Genomic DNA, 14,189 nt, shown 5'->3' with positions numbered 1-14,189 from the left:
CGGCGAGCGCCGCGAGGGCGGGTTCCGTGGCGGCGAGCGCCGCGAAGGTGGCTTCCGTGGCGGCGAGCGCCGGGAGGGCTTCCGCCGCGATGACCGCGAGGGTGGGTTCCGGGGTGGCCGGGAGCGCGCCGAGGGGCGCGAGGGCGAGCGGGCCGCCGGGCCGGCGCTGCCGGACGAGGTGGTCGCGAGCGACCTCGACTCCAGCGTCCGGGCCGAGCTGCTGTCGCTGGCCAAGCCGGTGGCGGAGAACGTCGCCCGGCACCTGGTGGCGACCGGCCTGCTGATCGACGACGACCCGGCGGAGGCGCTGGCGCACGCCATGGCGGCCCGTCGGCTCGCCTCGCGGATCGCTGCGGTGCGGGAGGCCGTCGGGCTGGCGGCGTACCACGCTGGGGAGTGGCAGACGGCCATCGCCGAGCTGCGGACCTACCACCGGATGACCGGGTTGCAGAGCCACCTGGCGGTGCTGGCCGACTGCGAGCGGGCGCTGGGCCGGCCGGAGCGGGCCATCGACCTGTTCCGCGGCGCGGACCGGGAGAAGCTCGACCAGTCCGTGGCGATCGAGCTGCTCATCGTGGCGGCCGGCGCGCGTGGCGACCTCGGGCAGAAGGACGCGGCCGTGGCGATGCTCCAGGTCCGCGAGCTGACCGCCGACTCGTCCGAGCCGTGGGCGGCCCGGCTGCGCTACGCGTACGCGGACGCGCTGCTCGCCGTCGGCCGGCGCGAGGAGGCGCGGGAGTGGTTCTCCCGGGCCGCCGACGTGGACGCCGAGGGTGAGACCGACGCCGCCGAGCGGCTGCTGGAGCTCGACGGAGTGATCATCGAGGGTGACGACCTGGAGGACGAGGAGTTGGCCGCCGGGCCGGGCGCGCCGGGGGCCGTGCCGGCCCGGCCGGACGCCGAGCTGACCGGCGCCGACTCCGATGCCGACCGCGACGCCGACGAGGACAGCGACCTCGACGCCGACGAGGACAGCGACCTCGACGCCGACGAGGACAGCGACCTCGACGTCGACGAGCTCGACGCCCGCCACGCCGACGCCGATGACGAGGACGACGACCTCGACACCGACGACGACGAGTTCGCGGACGACGACGAGGACGACGAGTTCGCGGACGACGACCTGGACGACGACGACCTGGACGGCGACGCGCGGCTGCGTGACGACGCGGACCGGGGCGGCGAGGCGGCCGGCTACCGGGACCGTGACGCCGCGGACCTCGACGACGACGAGCTGGCCGACGCCGAGGCGCGGTCGCTCGCCGACGACAGCCGTACCGCCACGACCAGCGGTGACACGGTGACCGGCGGCGGGCACGGCACGGCCCGCGAGGCGGAGGCGGACCGGCGGTGAGCGGGAGCGCCGGGGGCGCGCGTGCCGACACGGCGGGCCCGCCGGCCGGTACGCGGCTGGTCGACGGGTACACCCTGGTCGTCTTCGACCTGGACGGGGTGATCTACCTGATCGACCGGCCGATCCCCGGCGCCGTCGAGGCGGTGGGCCGGCTGCACGCCGAGGGCCGGTCCGTGGCGTACGCGACGAACAACGCCTCCCGGCGCTCCAGTGAGGTGGCCGACCTGCTCACCGGCATGGGCGTGCCGGCCAGGCCGGAGGAGGTGCTCACCTCTGCGGCGGCCACCGCCGAGCTGCTGCGCGACCGGCTGCCCGCCGGCGCGCCGGTGCTGGTGGTCGGGGCGGAGGCGCTCCGCGCCGAGCTGCGCGCGGCGGGCCTGCGCCCGGTGACGACGGTCGACGAGAACCCGGCCGCGGTCGCCCAGGGGTACGGCCCCGACGTCGGCTGGGCCGATCTGGCCGAGGCGTCGCTGGCGGTCCGCGCGGGCGCGGTCTGGTACGCGACGAACACCGACCGCACCCTGCCCAGCCCGCGGGGTCCGTTGCCGGGCAACGGCTCGCTGGTGGCGGTGCTGCGCACCGCGCTGGGCCGGGACCCGGACGTGGTGGTGGGCAAGCCCGAACCGGCCCTGTTCGCCACCGCCGCCCGCCGGGCCGGAGAGGGGCGGACCCTGGTGGTCGGCGACCGGCTGGACACCGACATCGAGGGCGCCCGCCGGGCCGGGCTGGACTGCCTGCTGGTGCTGACCGGCGTCAGCGACGTACCCGAGCTGCTGGCCGCTCCCGAGCAGCGGCGGCCGACGTACGTCGCGGCGGACCTGGCGGCGCTGTTCGACCCGCCGGCGGTGGTGCGGGTGCCGGGTGCGCCCGACGCCGGCGGCTGGTCGGCGACGGTGGCCGACGGCGCGCTGCTCCTGGACGGCGCGGGACGCCCGCTCGACGCCCTCGCGGCGCTCTGCGCGGTGGCCTGGTCGACGGGGACCGGCGCGCGGGTGCGGGCGGCGGCCCCGGCGGCGGAGCAGGCGCTCGCCGCGCTGGGCCTGGCGGACTGACCAGGCCGGGCCCGGTCAGAGCAGCTTGCGGAGCTTCATCAGGTCGAACGGGTTGGCCGTGATGGACACCCGCCGGGAGCCGACCGCTTTGGCGATGTCGAGCTGACCGTGCACCAGCGCGACCAGGTCGTCGCTGCTGGTGCTGAGCGCGATCTTCGCCTTCGGGTCGTCGCCCTCGGTCAGGTCGACCAGCCGCCCGCCCTCGATGCGGCCGTGGAACGCGGCGTCCAGGTCGGTGATCCGGCAGGCCAGGGTGCGGTCGAGGTCGATCCGTCCCTGCACGTCGGCGTGCTGGTCCAGCCGGGCGGCCAGGTCCTGCAACGCCTGCCGGCACTCATCCACGCTGGCCACATCGTCTCCTCACCACGCGCCACGCCGTTCCCCGGCACCGTACCGCAATGGGGCGTCCCGGACGCCCGGTAGCGTGACACCTGCACACCCCGCCACCATGGAAGGACTCCGGCATGCAGGACGCGTGGCGCGCCTACCTCGAGCTGGCCATGGGCCTGACGGAGGCGCCCCGGAAGAGGGCCCAGGACGCCGTGCGGCGCGCGGTCGGGCAGGGCGGCGCGACTGCCGCCCAGCTCCAGTCGCTCGCGGAGGAGCTCGTCTCCACCGGGATGGCCAACCGCGAGGCGCTGACCAAGCTGATCCGCTTCGAGGTGGACCGCGCGCTCGGCGCGGTGGGCCTGGCCACCGCCGACGAGGTGGCCGAGCTGACCCGGCGGGTGCACGAGCTGGAACGGCAGCTGCGCGAGGCGAAGGCGGGCGGGATCGTCCCGGCCGGCGAGCCGCGGGCCGCCGGCACGTCGGCCGCCGCGGCGACGACGGCCGCCCCGGCCTCGGCGCCCCCGCCGAGCAAGGCGGTGGCGAAGAAGGCCGTGGCCAAGAAGGCGGTGGCAAAGAAGCCGGCGGCGACGGTGGCGCGTACCCCGGCGGAGGGGTCGCCGGCCACGCCGGCCCGGCCGGCGAAGAAGGCCAGCGGCCGCAAGCCGGCCGGAGGTGCCGCGTCGTGACCACCCCATACCGCCCCGGGCCGCCGCCGGGCGGTCCCCGCCCCGGGCCGCCTCCGGGGGGACGCCCCGCACCCGTCGTGGAGGTCGGCGAGGCCCGGCACCCGGCGGTGGACGCCGCCGTGCAGGCCATGGTCAACGCCGAGGCGCTCTCCCCGGCCGACCAGATCGCCCAGTACGAGGCGGCGTACGAGACGCTGCGCGAGACCCTGGCCAGCATCGACCAGGCCTGACAGAGGCGGAGAAGAACCACCCATGGCACGTCGTACCCGGCTGGATGCCGAACTCGTCCGCCGCGGCCTGGCCCGCTCCCGCGAGCAGGCCGCCGCGCTGGTGGAGGCCGGCCGGGTTCAGCTGCGCGGGGTGCCGGCCCGCAAGCCAGCCGCGATGGTCGACCCCGCCGACCCGCTGCTGGTCACCGGCGAGGACCCGACCACCGAGTACGTCTCCCGTGGCGGGCACAAGCTGGCCGGCGCCCTCGCCGCGTTCACCCCCGGCGGGCTGACCGTCGCCGGCCGGCGCTGCCTCGACGCGGGCGCCTCCACCGGCGGCTTCACCGACGTGCTGCTGCGCGCCGGCGCCGCCGAGGTGGTGGCCGTCGACGTCGGCTACGGGCAGCTCGCCTGGTCGCTGCGGAACGACCCGCGGGTACGCGTCTTCGAGCGCACCAACGTGCGTACCCTCACCCCGGACGCCGTCGACGGGGAGGTCGACCTCACGGTCGCCGACCTGTCGTTCATCTCGCTGCGCCTGGTGCTGCCGGCCCTCGCGGGCTGCACCCGGCCCGACGGCGACCTGGCGCTGATGGTCAAGCCGCAGTTCGAGGTCGGCAAGGAGCGGGTCGGCGTGGGCGGCGTGGTCCGCGACCCGGAGCTGCGCGCGGCCGCCGTGCTCGACGTGGCCGCCGCGGCGGCGCGGCTCGGCCTGGGCCTGGCGGACGTGGCGGCCAGCCCGCTGCCGGGGCCGAGCGGCAACGTCGAGTTCTTCGTATGGTTACGCCGGGACGCGCCGGCCGCGGATCCCGAGCGGGTGCGCGCGGTGGTGGCGGCCGGGCCCCAGGGATTCCCGACGGAGCCCACGAACGAGGAGGTGTCCGGGTGAGCCGGACCGCGCTGCTGGTGACGCACACCGGCCGTCGACGCAGCACCGAGCACGCGCGGGCGGTGGCGGCGGACCTCATCGCGGCCGGCTTCGAGGTGCGGGTGGTGGCCGAGGAGGCCGACGACCTGGACCTGCCGGGCGTGGTGCCGGTGACCGGCCCGGCGGCGGCCGAGGGCGCCGAGATCGTCTTCGCGCTGGGCGGCGACGGCACCTTCCTGCGCGCCGCCGAGTTGGCCCGCCCGGCGAAGGCCCCGCTGCTCGGGATCAACCTCGGCAAGGTCGGCTTCCTCGCCGAGGCGGAGATCGACGACCTGGACAGCGCGGTACGCGACGTGGTCGTGCGCAACTACACGGTGGACGAGCGGCTCACCCTCGACGTGACCGCCGAGTTCGACGGCGGCCCGACCATCGAGTCGTGGGCGCTCAACGAGATCAGCGTGGAGAAGGGCGAGCGGGCCCAGATGCTGGAGCTGCTCGTCGACGTCGACGGGCGGCCGCTGTCCCGGTACGGCTGCGACGGGGTGGTCTGCGCGACCCCGACCGGCTCCACCGCGTACGCGTTCTCCGGCGGGGGCCCGGTCGTCTGGCCGGAGGTGGAGGCGCTGCTGCTGGTGCCGATCAGCGCGCACGCCCTGTTCAGCCGCCCGCTGGTGACCGCCCCGACGTCCACCTTCGCGATCACCGTGGACCCGTTCACCACCCTGGCCGTGCTCTGCTGCGACGGGCGGCGGGTCTACGACCTCCCGCCGGGCGCGCGGGTCACCGTCCGCCGGGGCACGCTGCCGGTGCGCATCGTCCGGCTCAAGGCGCGCCCGTTCACCGACCGGCTGGTCGCCAAGTTCGACCTGCCGGTGCAGGGCTGGCGAGGCAATCGCCGCTGAGCTGCCGTGGCGTCGCCCGGCGCGCTGCGGACGCCGCACGGCTGACCCGGCGTCACCGGATCGGTTTACCCGTTCGGCGGTTCGGCCGGGTTACGGTAGGAGCCTCCCTCGACGACGACGCGCGGGCGCCCGGCCCCGGTGATCCCGGGGACCGGTAGGGGGTGAGCGGCCCCCGCCGTCAGCGGGCGCGGCTCCCCACGGGTGCGGGTCGTCGGCGGGGCCGGCGGTACCGTCCAGTGGACGGTCCCGGAGCGTGCGGGCTGCGCTGAGGTGGAGTTCGGGCGGGGCGGTGAGGCCCGTGTCCGCCCGGACGCGCGGTCCGACGGTCGTGGCTTTCGACCAGGGGGTGGTCGGAGCCACGACGGTCGGGGTGCCGGAGCAGTCGTGGCCGGCCGCGGCGGGCGGACCGGCCAGCCGGGTCCGGCCGGGTGTCGACCCCGGTCCGGAGGCCAGCTCGGCGAGCCGCCGCCGGAGGAAGCGGTGGCTCACGAGGTGACCGGCGACCGACTCGTTCCGGCACCCCGACCAGCACCCGCCCGAAACGTGGCCCGGCGCCGGCCGGCGCGCGTCCGCAACCGGTGGCAACGCGCCGGACATCCGGCCCGGCCCGGCTCAGATCCAGCCCCGTCGGGCGACCTGGAAGGCCAGCCCGGGCCGGGTGTCCACGCCGGCGATCGCCATCAGGTCGGCCAGCCGGCGTTGCACGGTACGCCGGCTCACCCCGAGCTGCGAGGCGATGGACTTGTCCGGCACGCCGGCCACGAACAGCGACAGCAGCCGGGCCTCGTCGGCGTCCGGCCGGTAACCGTCTGCGGCCCGGTCCCGCGGTGCGGCGGACGAGCCCAGCGGCGTCGCCATCAGCCAGTGGCTCTCGAAGAGAGCGACCAGCGCGTCCAGCAGTTGGCTGCGGCCGATCACCGCGGCGGTCGGTTCGCCGCTGCTGCGGTCGCTCACCAGCGGGCAGATGGCCGTCCGGCCGTCGACGACGGCCAGCCGGACCGGCAGCCGGTCGAGCACCCGCGCCTGCTCGCCGGCGCGTACGCCCTGCTCGACGTCCTCCAGCGCGCCCGGTTCGAGGAGCATCTCCCGTTCGTAGATGGCGCGGTAGCGGACCCCGCGGGCCAGCGCGTCGAACTCCTCGACGTTCTCCTGGCCGGGCATGGCCAGCGGGTTGGCCCGGCAGAACCAGAGCACCTCGACCCGGGCGGCGTTCTGCAGGTCCCGCAGGCGCTCGCGCAGCGCCCGGGTGCCGGTGATCACCTCGACCAGGTGTTCGGCGTCGTGCCGGCGCATCCCCGCGCGGTACTCCTCGGTGAGCTGGGTGACCGCCGCGCGAGCCGCTTCGAGGGCCTCCTGCCGGCGCAGCAGCGCCTCACCGAGCGGGACGTCGGGTGCCAGCGGCCGCAGTGGCGCGTCCGGTGCCGACCCGGTCGGCAGCACCAACCCCTTGGCCCGCAGGGCGTCGAGCTGGGCGAGGACCTCCGCGGGCGACCGGCCCAGCCGCTCGGCCAGTTCCGCCGCCCGCGCCGTGGTAAGCCGCACCAGGCAGCGGTAGAGCTGCTCCTCGTCGGGGGACAGGCCGATCACGTCGAGCACGGGGCAGAACTGTACGCCGCCGGCCGATGTCCACAGCCTCGCCCGCGCCGGCTGGTCAACTGTCGCAGGGCGCGTCTACTGTCAGGTGCTGTGCTGGAAGAGCTGCGCATCACCGGACTGGGCGTCATCGAGGACACCACGCTCCCGTTGACCGGCGGGATGAACGTCATCACCGGCGAGACCGGTGCCGGCAAGACCATGGTGGTCACCGGCCTCGGCCTGCTCTTCGGTGGCCGCGCCGACGCCGGCCGGGTCCGGGCGCAACCGGGCCGTGCGGTGGTGGAGGGGCGGCTGCGCCTGCACGACCGGGTGGCCGAGACGGTGCACGCGCGGGTCACCGACGCCGGTGGCGAGCCCGACGAGGACGGGTCGCTGCTGCTGAGCCGTACGGTCACGGTGGAGGGTCGGTCCCGGGCGCACCTGGGCGGCCGCAGCATGCCGGTGTCGATGCTGGGTGAGGTCGGCGAGCAGGTGGTGGCCGTGCACGGCCAGTCCGACCAGCTCCGGCTGCTGCGCCCGGCCGAGCAGCGGGCGTCGCTGGACCGGTTCGCCGGGCCGGAGCACGAGAAGCTGCTGGACGCGCTGCGCGAGGCGTACACCCGGTGGCGGACGGTGGTGGACGATCTGGCCGACCGGCGCCGCAACGCCCGCGAGCGCAACCAGGAGGCCGACCTGCTCCGCCTCGGCCTCGACGAGATCACCCGGGTCGACCCGCAGCCCGGCGAGGACGACGAGCTGAAGGCGGAGGCGCAGCGTCTGGAGCACGCCGAGGGGCTGCGCACCGCGGCCCAGCTCGCCCAGCAGTGCGTGGCCAGTGGGGTCGAGGCGGCCGACGACACGCCCGACGCCAACGTGCTGCTCGGCACCGCGCGGCGCACGCTGGAGGCGCAGGCCGGCACCGACCCGGCCCTGGGCGAGCTGGCGCTGCGGCTCGAGGAGGCGGCCACCCTGGTCACCGACGTCGCCGCGGAGCTGTCGGCCTACCTGGCCGGGCTGGACGCCGACCCGGCCCGCCTGCAGGCCGTCTACGAGCGGCGGGCGGCGCTGCGCGGGCTCACCCGCAAGTACGCCGACGACGTCGACGGGGTCATCGCCTGGGCCGAGCGGGCCCGCACCCGACTGTCCGACCTGGACACCTCCGACGAGCTCCTCGACGAGCTGGACCGGGAGGCGGCCCGGCTGGCGGCGGAGGTGGCCGAGCTGGCCGGCCGGGTCTCGACCTCCCGCCAGGAGGCCGCCGTCCGGTTCGCCGAGCAGGTCACCGTCGAGCTGGCCGGGCTGGCCATGCCGCACGCCCGGATCGAGGTGGCGGTGCTGCCCCGGGCCGCCGGCAAGAGCGAGCCGAGCCTGACCGTGCACGGCGTCGAGGCCGGCGTCGGTCCGGACGGCGCCGACGAGGTGGAGCTGCGCCTGCTGGCCCACCCCGGCGCGCCGGCGTTGCCGTTGCAGCGGGGCGCCTCCGGCGGTGAGCTGTCCCGGGTGATGCTCGCCATCGAGGTGGTCTTCGCCGGTTCCGGCGGCCCCCCCACCCTGGTCTTCGACGAGGTCGACGCGGGTGTCGGCGGGCAGGCGGCGGTGGAGATCGGCCGGCGGCTGGCCCGGCTGGCCCGCAGCCACCAGGTGCTGGTCGTCACCCACCTGCCGCAGGTGGCCGCGTTCGCCGACCGGCACCTCGTGGTGGCGAAGGACACCGGGGGAGCGGTGACCACCAGCGGGGTGCGGGTGGTGGAGGACACGGAACGGGCCCGGGAGCTGGCCCGCATGCTGGCGGGTTTGCCGGATTCGGATCTGGGTATCGCGCATGCCGAGGAACTCCTGGCCGTGGCGGCCAAGGAAAGGCGTCCGTGACCTCAGGATTGTGAGCGCAAGCACACCGGCATGCGCTCCGGTGTGCTTCCCTGGGTAGGCGGCCCTGCTCAGGCATGTCGCGACAGCAAACCCTGCCTCACATGCCAGGATGGTCACGATGCGTCTACCCACGTTGCGCCGGACCCGGAGCGCGGAACCGGGCTCGATCCTCGGCACCGCGCGCCTCGACCGCCGGACCAAGCGGCTGGTCGGCCGGCTCCGGCCCGGGGACATCGCGGTCATCGACCACGTCGACCTGGACCGGGTGGCCGCCGACTCGCTGGTCGCCGTCGGGGTCGCCGCGGTGCTCAACGCCAAGCCCTCGGTCTCCGGGCGGTACCCGAACCTCGGCCCCGAGGTGCTGATCTCCGCCGGCATCCCGCTCCTGGACGACCTGGGCGAGAGCGTCTTCGAGCAGATCCGCGAGGGCGACGTGGTGCGGATCGAGGGCAACACGGTCTTCGTCGGCGAGGAGCCGGTCGCGCACGGCGCGCTGCAGGACGCCGAGACGGTGGCCAAGTCGATGGCGGACGCCCGGGAGGGGCTGTCGGTCCAGTTGGAGGCGTTCGCCGCCAACACCATGGACTACCTCAAGCAGGAGCGCGACCTGCTGCTCGACGGTGTCGGCGTGCCGGAGATCCAGACCCAGATCCAGGGCCGGCACTGCCTGATCGTGGTCCGGGGCTACGACTACAAGGCCGACCTGGACGTGCTGCGCCCGTACATCCGGGAGTTCAAGCCGGTGCTGATCGGCGTGGACGGCGGCGCGGACGCGCTGGTGGAGGCCGGCTACACGCCTGACATGATCATCGGCGACATGGACTCGGTCACCGACGACGTGCTGCGCTGCGGCGCCGAGGTGGTCGTGCACGCGTACCCGGACGGCCGGGCGCCCGGCCTGCCCCGGGTGAACGGGCTGGGTGTGCCGGCGGTCACCTTCCCGGCCGCCGCGACCAGCGAGGACCTGGCCATGCTGCTGGCCGACGAGAAGGGCGCCTCGCTGCTGGTCGCCGTCGGCACCCACGCCACCCTGGTGGAGTTCCTGGACAAGGGCCGGGGCGGCATGGCCTCGACCTTCCTGACCCGGTTGAAGGTGGGCGGCAAGCTGGTCGACGCCAAGGGGGTGAGCCGGCTCTACCGGCAGAGCATCTCCGGCTCCTCGCTGCTGCTGCTGGTCCTGTCGGCGGTCGCGGCGATGGCATCCGCCGTGGCGGTCTCCACCGTCGGAAAGGCGTATTTGGGCGTGGTCTCCGAATGGTGGGACAATTTCGTGTTCCAGCTCGGCCAGCTCTTCTAAGCTCCCCGACGATCAAGAGGCTGCAAGCGTGATCAACTTCCGCTACCACGTGGTGTCCCTGACCGCGGTGTTCCTGGCGTTGGCGATCGGCCTGGTGGTCGGCACGGCCGCCCTCAACGGGCCGGTCGCCGACTCGCTCAAGGAGAACGTCAACGGGCTGCGCAAGGACAACTCGCAGATGCGCCAGACGGTCAACAGCCTGCAGAAGGAACTGGACATGGAGGAGGACTTCGCCGCCGAGATGGCGCAGGTCTACCTCCCCGGCAAGCTGGCCGGCCGCCGGGTGCTGGTGCTCAGCCTGCCCAGCGGGCGTGACCACACCGAGGGCGTGGTGAAGATGCTCCGGCTGGCCGGGGCCAGCGTCACCGGCCGGATCGACATCCAGGACAAGTTCATCAACCCGGACAGCAACAACAACCTGCTGGAGCTGGCCAGCGGCAACCAGATCGCGGGCCTGCCCGGCAACGGGCACGGGGTGGAGACCTCCAGCGCGCTGCTCGCCAGCTTCCTGATGGACCGGCCGCAGGGCAGCCCGGCGGTCACCGACGCCGAGCGCCGGACGGTGCTCCAGTCGTACGCGACCGCCGGCTACCTCACCCCGGAGGACAAGGTGTCCGGCGCTGCCGAGGCGGTGGTGCTGGTCACCGGCCAGCCGTACGTCGACAAGGACTCCGGGAAGAAGGACGAGTCGGTGGTGAAGATCGCCGAGCAGTTCGACAAGAACGGGGCGATCGTGGTCGGCGGCATGGGCTCGGCCGGCGGCAACGTGGTCGCCGTGGTCCGCGGCGACCCGGTGCTCTCGCAGACCATCTCGACCGTCGACAACGCCAACACCGTGCAGGGCCAGCTGGTCACCACGCTCGCCCTGGTGCAGCAGGTGACCGAGAAGAAGGCCGGCCAGTACGGCGTCGGTGACAACGCCGCGTCGCTGCTGCCTAAACTGCCCCAGTGAGCGAGCGGACCGCTGTCCGGTCCGTACCGCGTCGCGCTGGGCATCCGGATCGGAGGAGTCGCGTGAGACTGGGTCGGCTGCTAGCCGTCGGCGCCGGGGCGGTCGCCGCCCGCTACGTGCTGCGGGAGGTGCGGACCTCCCCGGGCGCGCCGGCCCTGGAGCGGACCAACTTCCGGGGCCGTACGGTCACCCTGGCCGCCGGGCCGGCCCTGGCCGTCGGGGCCGCCACCGCCGGCGCCCTCGGCGCGGGCAGCGCCCCGGCCGGCGCCGCCGCGCTGCTCGCCGGGGTGGGTGCCGGCAGCGTCGGGCTGTACGACGACGTCGTCGGGGCGCGCCCCGAGCAGAAGACGGCCAAGGGCTTCGCCGGGCACCTCGCCGCCCTGCGCGAGGGGCGGATCACCGCCGGGCTGGTGAAGATCGCCGGGGTCGGCGCGGCCGGTCTCGGCGCGGCCGCGCTGCTGGCCGCCGACCGGCGGGTCGCCGCCCACCCCCGCCGGCAGCGCGCCGGCACCCTCGGGCGCGGGATCGACGTGCTGCTCGGCGCCGGCGTGGTGGCCAGCACCGCCAACCTGCTCAACCTGCTCGACCTGCGCCCCGGTCGGGCGCTCAAGTCCGGCATGCTGCTCGGCGCGCCGCTGACCCGCGGCCCGTACGGGGGCATCGCCGCCGGCGCGGTCGGGGCCGCCGCCGGGCTGGTCCGCGAGGACCTCGACGAGCGGGTGATGCTCGGCGACAGCGGCGCCAACGCGCTCGGGGCGCTGCTCGGCGTCAGCCTGGCCGCGCGGACCGGCCCGCTCGGCCGGGCCGGCGTCCTCGCCGTGATCGCCGCGCTCACCGCCGCCAGCGAGAAGGTCAGCTTCACCCAGGTGATCCAGCGGACCCCGGGGCTGCGGGAACTCGACGAGCTGGGCCGGCTCGCCGACTGACGTGACGAAACCGGCTCCCCTCGCCGGCACCGGCCGCGTGGCCGGCGCAGCCGCGCTCATCGCCGTCCTCACCGTGGTCAGCCGGCTCGCCGGCTTCGGCCGTACTGCGGTGTTCACCTGGACGCTCGCCCAGACCGACCTGGGCGGCGCGTACCTGATCGCCAACAACGTCCCGAACTTCATCTTCGAGATCGTGGCCGGCGGCGCGCTGGCCAGCCTCGTGGTCCCGCTGCTGGCGGCGGCGGCCGACCGGGGCGACCGTCGGGCCGTGGCCGCCACCACCGGCGCCCTGCTCACCTGGGTGCTCGCCCTGCTGGTGCCGCTGGCGGTGCTGGTCGCGCTGTTCGCCGACCCGCTGATCGCGCTGCAGGGGTCCGGCCTCAGCGAGGCGCAGCAGCAGGCCGGCGCGCGGATGCTGCGGGTGTTCGCCCCCCAGCTGCCGCTCTACGGGGTCGGCATCGTGCTGACCGGGGTGCTCCAGGCGCACCGGCGGTTCGCCTGGCCGGTGCTCGCCCCGCTGCTGTCCAGCGTCACCGTCATCGCCGTCTATCTCGGCTTCACCGCGATGGAGGGGCGCCTGGCCAGCGTGGGGCAGGTCAGCCCGGGCGGGGAACTGCTGCTCTCCGGCGGCACCACGCTCGGCGTGGTGGTGCTCACGCTCTCCCTGCTGATCCCGCTGCGCCGGCTGCGGCTGCCGCTACGGCCGGGCTTCCGGTTTCCCGCCGAGGCCCGGGCCCGGGTCGGCGCGCTGGCCGTCGCCGGGCTGGTGACCGTCGCCGCCCAGCAGGTCGCCCTGATCGTGGTGCTCAACCAGGTCTCCTACGGGTCGAAGGCCAACGTGGGCATCTACAACCTCGCCCAGACGATCTACTTCCTGCCCTGGTCGGTGCTGGCGGTGCCGCTCGCGGTGGCCGCGTACCCGACCCTGGCGGCGGCGCGGGCGGCCGGCGACGAGCGGACCTACCGGGAGACGCTCGTCCCGGCGGTACGCGGGGTGGTGCTGTTCAGCCTGCTCGGCGCCGCCGCGCTGGTCGGCACGGCGGTCCCGGTCGGGCACTTCTTCTTCACCGGCGAGGCGGCCCGCACGGCGGCGGCCGGCATCGCCGGCTTCGCCCCCGGGCTGCTCGGCTACGGCCTGTTCGCCGTCCTCACCCGGGCCCTCTACGCCCGCGGCGAGACCCGGGCGGCGACGGTCGCCACCGCGGTCGGCTGGCTCACCGTCCCGGCCCTGGCGGTCCTGCTCGGGCACGTGCTGCCGCTCGCGGACCGGGTGCTCGCGGTGACCCTCGCCACCTCCGCCGGCATGCTGCTGCTCGGCGGCCTGCTGATCGCCGCCGTGCTGCGCTCCGCCGGGCGGCCCGCCCTGGCCGGCGTCGGCCGGGCCGGCGCCGCCGGTCTGCTCGCCGCCGCCGTCGCCGGGCTCGGTGGCGCGGCCACCTCCCGCTGGCTCGCCGGCGGGGCCCCGGCGGCATCGGAGGCGCTCGTTCAGGGCATGCTGTCCGGAGTCGTGGTCGGCGCCCTGTTCCTCGCCGTCGCCTGGCTGACCGACGAGCGGGACGTCCGGCCGCTGCTCGCCGCCGTGGCCCGCCGGCTGCGGCGGCGCCGCCCGGCGGGCGGGTCCGACGACACGCCGACGGACCGGCGCCCCTCGGCACGGGGCGACGGAAAGGAGAGCATTTCCTCATGACGGACGCCTCGTCGGTGCCCCACCGGCCCGGCTCGGTGGCCCTGGTGCTCGCCTCCAGCACCGGTGGCGTGGGCCAGCACATCCGCTCGGTCGCCCGCGGGCTGACCGAGGCCGGCGCGTCCGTGCTGGTCTGCGGCCCGGCCGCCACCCAGGACCAGTTCGACTTCACCGGGGTCGGCGCCCGGTTCGCGCCGGTGGAGATCCCGGCCCGCCCCACCCCCGCCGACGCGCGGGCCGTCGCCGCGCTGCGCCGAGCCGTGGCCGACACCCCGGTGGACGTGGTGCACGCGCACGGGCTGCGGGCCGGCCTCGTCGCCGTCCTCGCCCGGCCGGCCGCCCCGCTCGTGGTGACCTGGCACAACGCCGTCCTGGCCGGAGGCCTGCGGGGCCGGCTGTCCCGGCTCGCCGAGCGGATCGTCGCCCGCAACGTCCGGGTCGCCCTGGGCGCCTCCGCCGACCTGGTGGAGCGGGCCGCCGCGCTG

13 protein-coding genes and 1 pseudogene are annotated in these 14,189 nt (G+C 75.6%); 12 read left to right on the top strand and 2 right to left on the bottom strand.

The window, feature by feature from the left end:
- Nucleotides 1–238 precede the first annotated feature (238 nt).
- Together ONA70_RS27515 and ONA70_RS27510 are read left to right on the top strand one after the other, a co-directional pair.
- Nucleotides 239–911: pseudogene (locus ONA70_RS27515) on the top strand (hypothetical protein); the annotation flags it as partial.
- A gap of 439 nt (nt 912–1,350) precedes the next feature.
- Nucleotides 1,351–2,406, top strand: a complete 1,056-nt coding sequence (locus ONA70_RS27510) for an HAD-IIA family hydrolase (RefSeq protein WP_265009395.1) — start codon at nt 1,351–1,353, stop codon at nt 2,404–2,406.
- A gap of 15 nt (nt 2,407–2,421) precedes the next feature.
- Here the strand turns inward: ONA70_RS27510 and ONA70_RS27505 are convergent, their stop codons facing one another.
- Nucleotides 2,422–2,757 carry an SCP2 sterol-binding domain-containing protein gene (locus tag ONA70_RS27505; RefSeq protein ID WP_265009394.1) on the bottom strand — a complete coding sequence of 112 codons (336 nt, stop codon included), beginning with the start codon at nt 2,755–2,757 and terminating at the stop codon, nt 2,422–2,424.
- 113 nt (nt 2,758–2,870) lie between these two features.
- Between ONA70_RS27505 and ONA70_RS27500 the strand changes: the two genes are divergently transcribed.
- From ONA70_RS27500 to ONA70_RS27485, 4 genes are read left to right on the top strand one after another with little or no spacing between them, the layout of a single operon-like run.
- A complete protein-coding gene (locus tag ONA70_RS27500) occupies nt 2,871–3,422 on the top strand; it encodes a hypothetical protein (RefSeq protein WP_265009393.1) in 552 nt (183 codons plus the stop codon).
- Nucleotides 3,419–3,652, top strand: coding sequence for a hypothetical protein (locus tag ONA70_RS27495; RefSeq protein WP_265009392.1), 234 nt, complete (start codon nt 3,419–3,421; stop codon nt 3,650–3,652). Before ONA70_RS27500 ends, ONA70_RS27495 begins: the two co-directional genes overlap by 4 nt.
- Before the next feature lie 22 nt (nt 3,653–3,674).
- Entirely contained in the window at nt 3,675–4,520 is an 846-nt protein-coding gene (locus ONA70_RS27490) for a TlyA family RNA methyltransferase (RefSeq protein WP_265009391.1), read from the top strand.
- The gene (locus ONA70_RS27485; protein ID WP_265009390.1) at nt 4,517–5,401 is read left to right on the top strand and encodes an NAD kinase; all 885 of its coding nucleotides are present in this window, start codon (nt 4,517–4,519) and stop codon (nt 5,399–5,401) included. The genes ONA70_RS27490 and ONA70_RS27485 overlap by 4 nt, the downstream gene beginning before the upstream one ends.
- Before the next feature lie 612 nt (nt 5,402–6,013).
- Here the strand turns inward: ONA70_RS27485 and ONA70_RS27480 are convergent.
- Nucleotides 6,014–6,997, bottom strand: coding sequence for a helix-turn-helix domain-containing protein (locus tag ONA70_RS27480; protein WP_265009389.1), 984 nt, complete (start codon nt 6,995–6,997; stop codon nt 6,014–6,016).
- A 90-nt stretch (nt 6,998–7,087) separates the two neighbouring features.
- On the opposite strand from ONA70_RS27480, the gene recN reads away from it, so the two are divergent.
- The 6 genes from recN to ONA70_RS27450 all read left to right on the top strand — a co-directional run.
- A complete protein-coding gene (gene recN, locus ONA70_RS27475; RefSeq protein ID WP_265009388.1) occupies nt 7,088–8,845 on the top strand; it encodes a DNA repair protein RecN in 1,758 nt (585 codons plus the stop codon).
- A gap of 118 nt (nt 8,846–8,963) precedes the next feature.
- Nucleotides 8,964–10,142 (top strand): putative cytokinetic ring protein SteA, encoded by a 1,179-nt coding sequence (steA, locus tag ONA70_RS27470; RefSeq protein ID WP_265009387.1) that lies wholly within the window; start codon nt 8,964–8,966, stop codon nt 10,140–10,142.
- A 28-nt stretch (nt 10,143–10,170) separates the two neighbouring features.
- The gene (locus ONA70_RS27465) at nt 10,171–11,094 is read left to right on the top strand and encodes a copper transporter (RefSeq protein WP_265009386.1); all 924 of its coding nucleotides are present in this window, start codon (nt 10,171–10,173) and stop codon (nt 11,092–11,094) included.
- 62 nt (nt 11,095–11,156) lie between these two features.
- A complete protein-coding gene (locus ONA70_RS27460; protein WP_265009385.1) occupies nt 11,157–12,020 on the top strand; it encodes a hypothetical protein in 864 nt (287 codons plus the stop codon).
- A 1-nt stretch (nt 12,021) separates the two neighbouring features.
- Nucleotides 12,022–13,707, top strand: a complete 1,686-nt coding sequence (gene murJ / locus ONA70_RS27455; protein WP_265009384.1) for a murein biosynthesis integral membrane protein MurJ — start codon at nt 12,022–12,024, stop codon at nt 13,705–13,707.
- A partial coding sequence (locus tag ONA70_RS27450) for a glycosyltransferase (protein ID WP_265009383.1) occupies nt 13,704–14,189 on the top strand: 486 nt, incomplete at its 3' end. The genes murJ and ONA70_RS27450, both read left to right, overlap by 4 nt.

This window comes from Micromonospora yasonensis (assembly GCF_026013475.1).
GTDB lineage: Bacteria > Actinomycetota > Actinomycetes > Mycobacteriales > Micromonosporaceae > Micromonospora > Micromonospora yasonensis.
The sequence above is the reverse complement of the archived record's forward strand: the minus strand, read 5'-3'. Positions and strand labels throughout refer to the sequence as shown.

Bases quoted from the DNA above. Each gene is read 5' to 3' on its own strand.
- steA (WP_265009387.1), top strand. From the start codon at position 8,964: ATGCGTCTACCCACGTTGCGCCGGACCCGGAGCGCGGAACCGGGCTCG.
- ONA70_RS27490 (WP_265009391.1), top strand. From the start codon at position 3,675: ATGGCACGTCGTACCCGGCTGGATGCCGAACTCGTCCGCCGCGGCCTG.
- ONA70_RS27500 (WP_265009393.1), top strand. From the start codon at position 2,871: ATGCAGGACGCGTGGCGCGCCTACCTCGAGCTGGCCATGGGCCTGACG.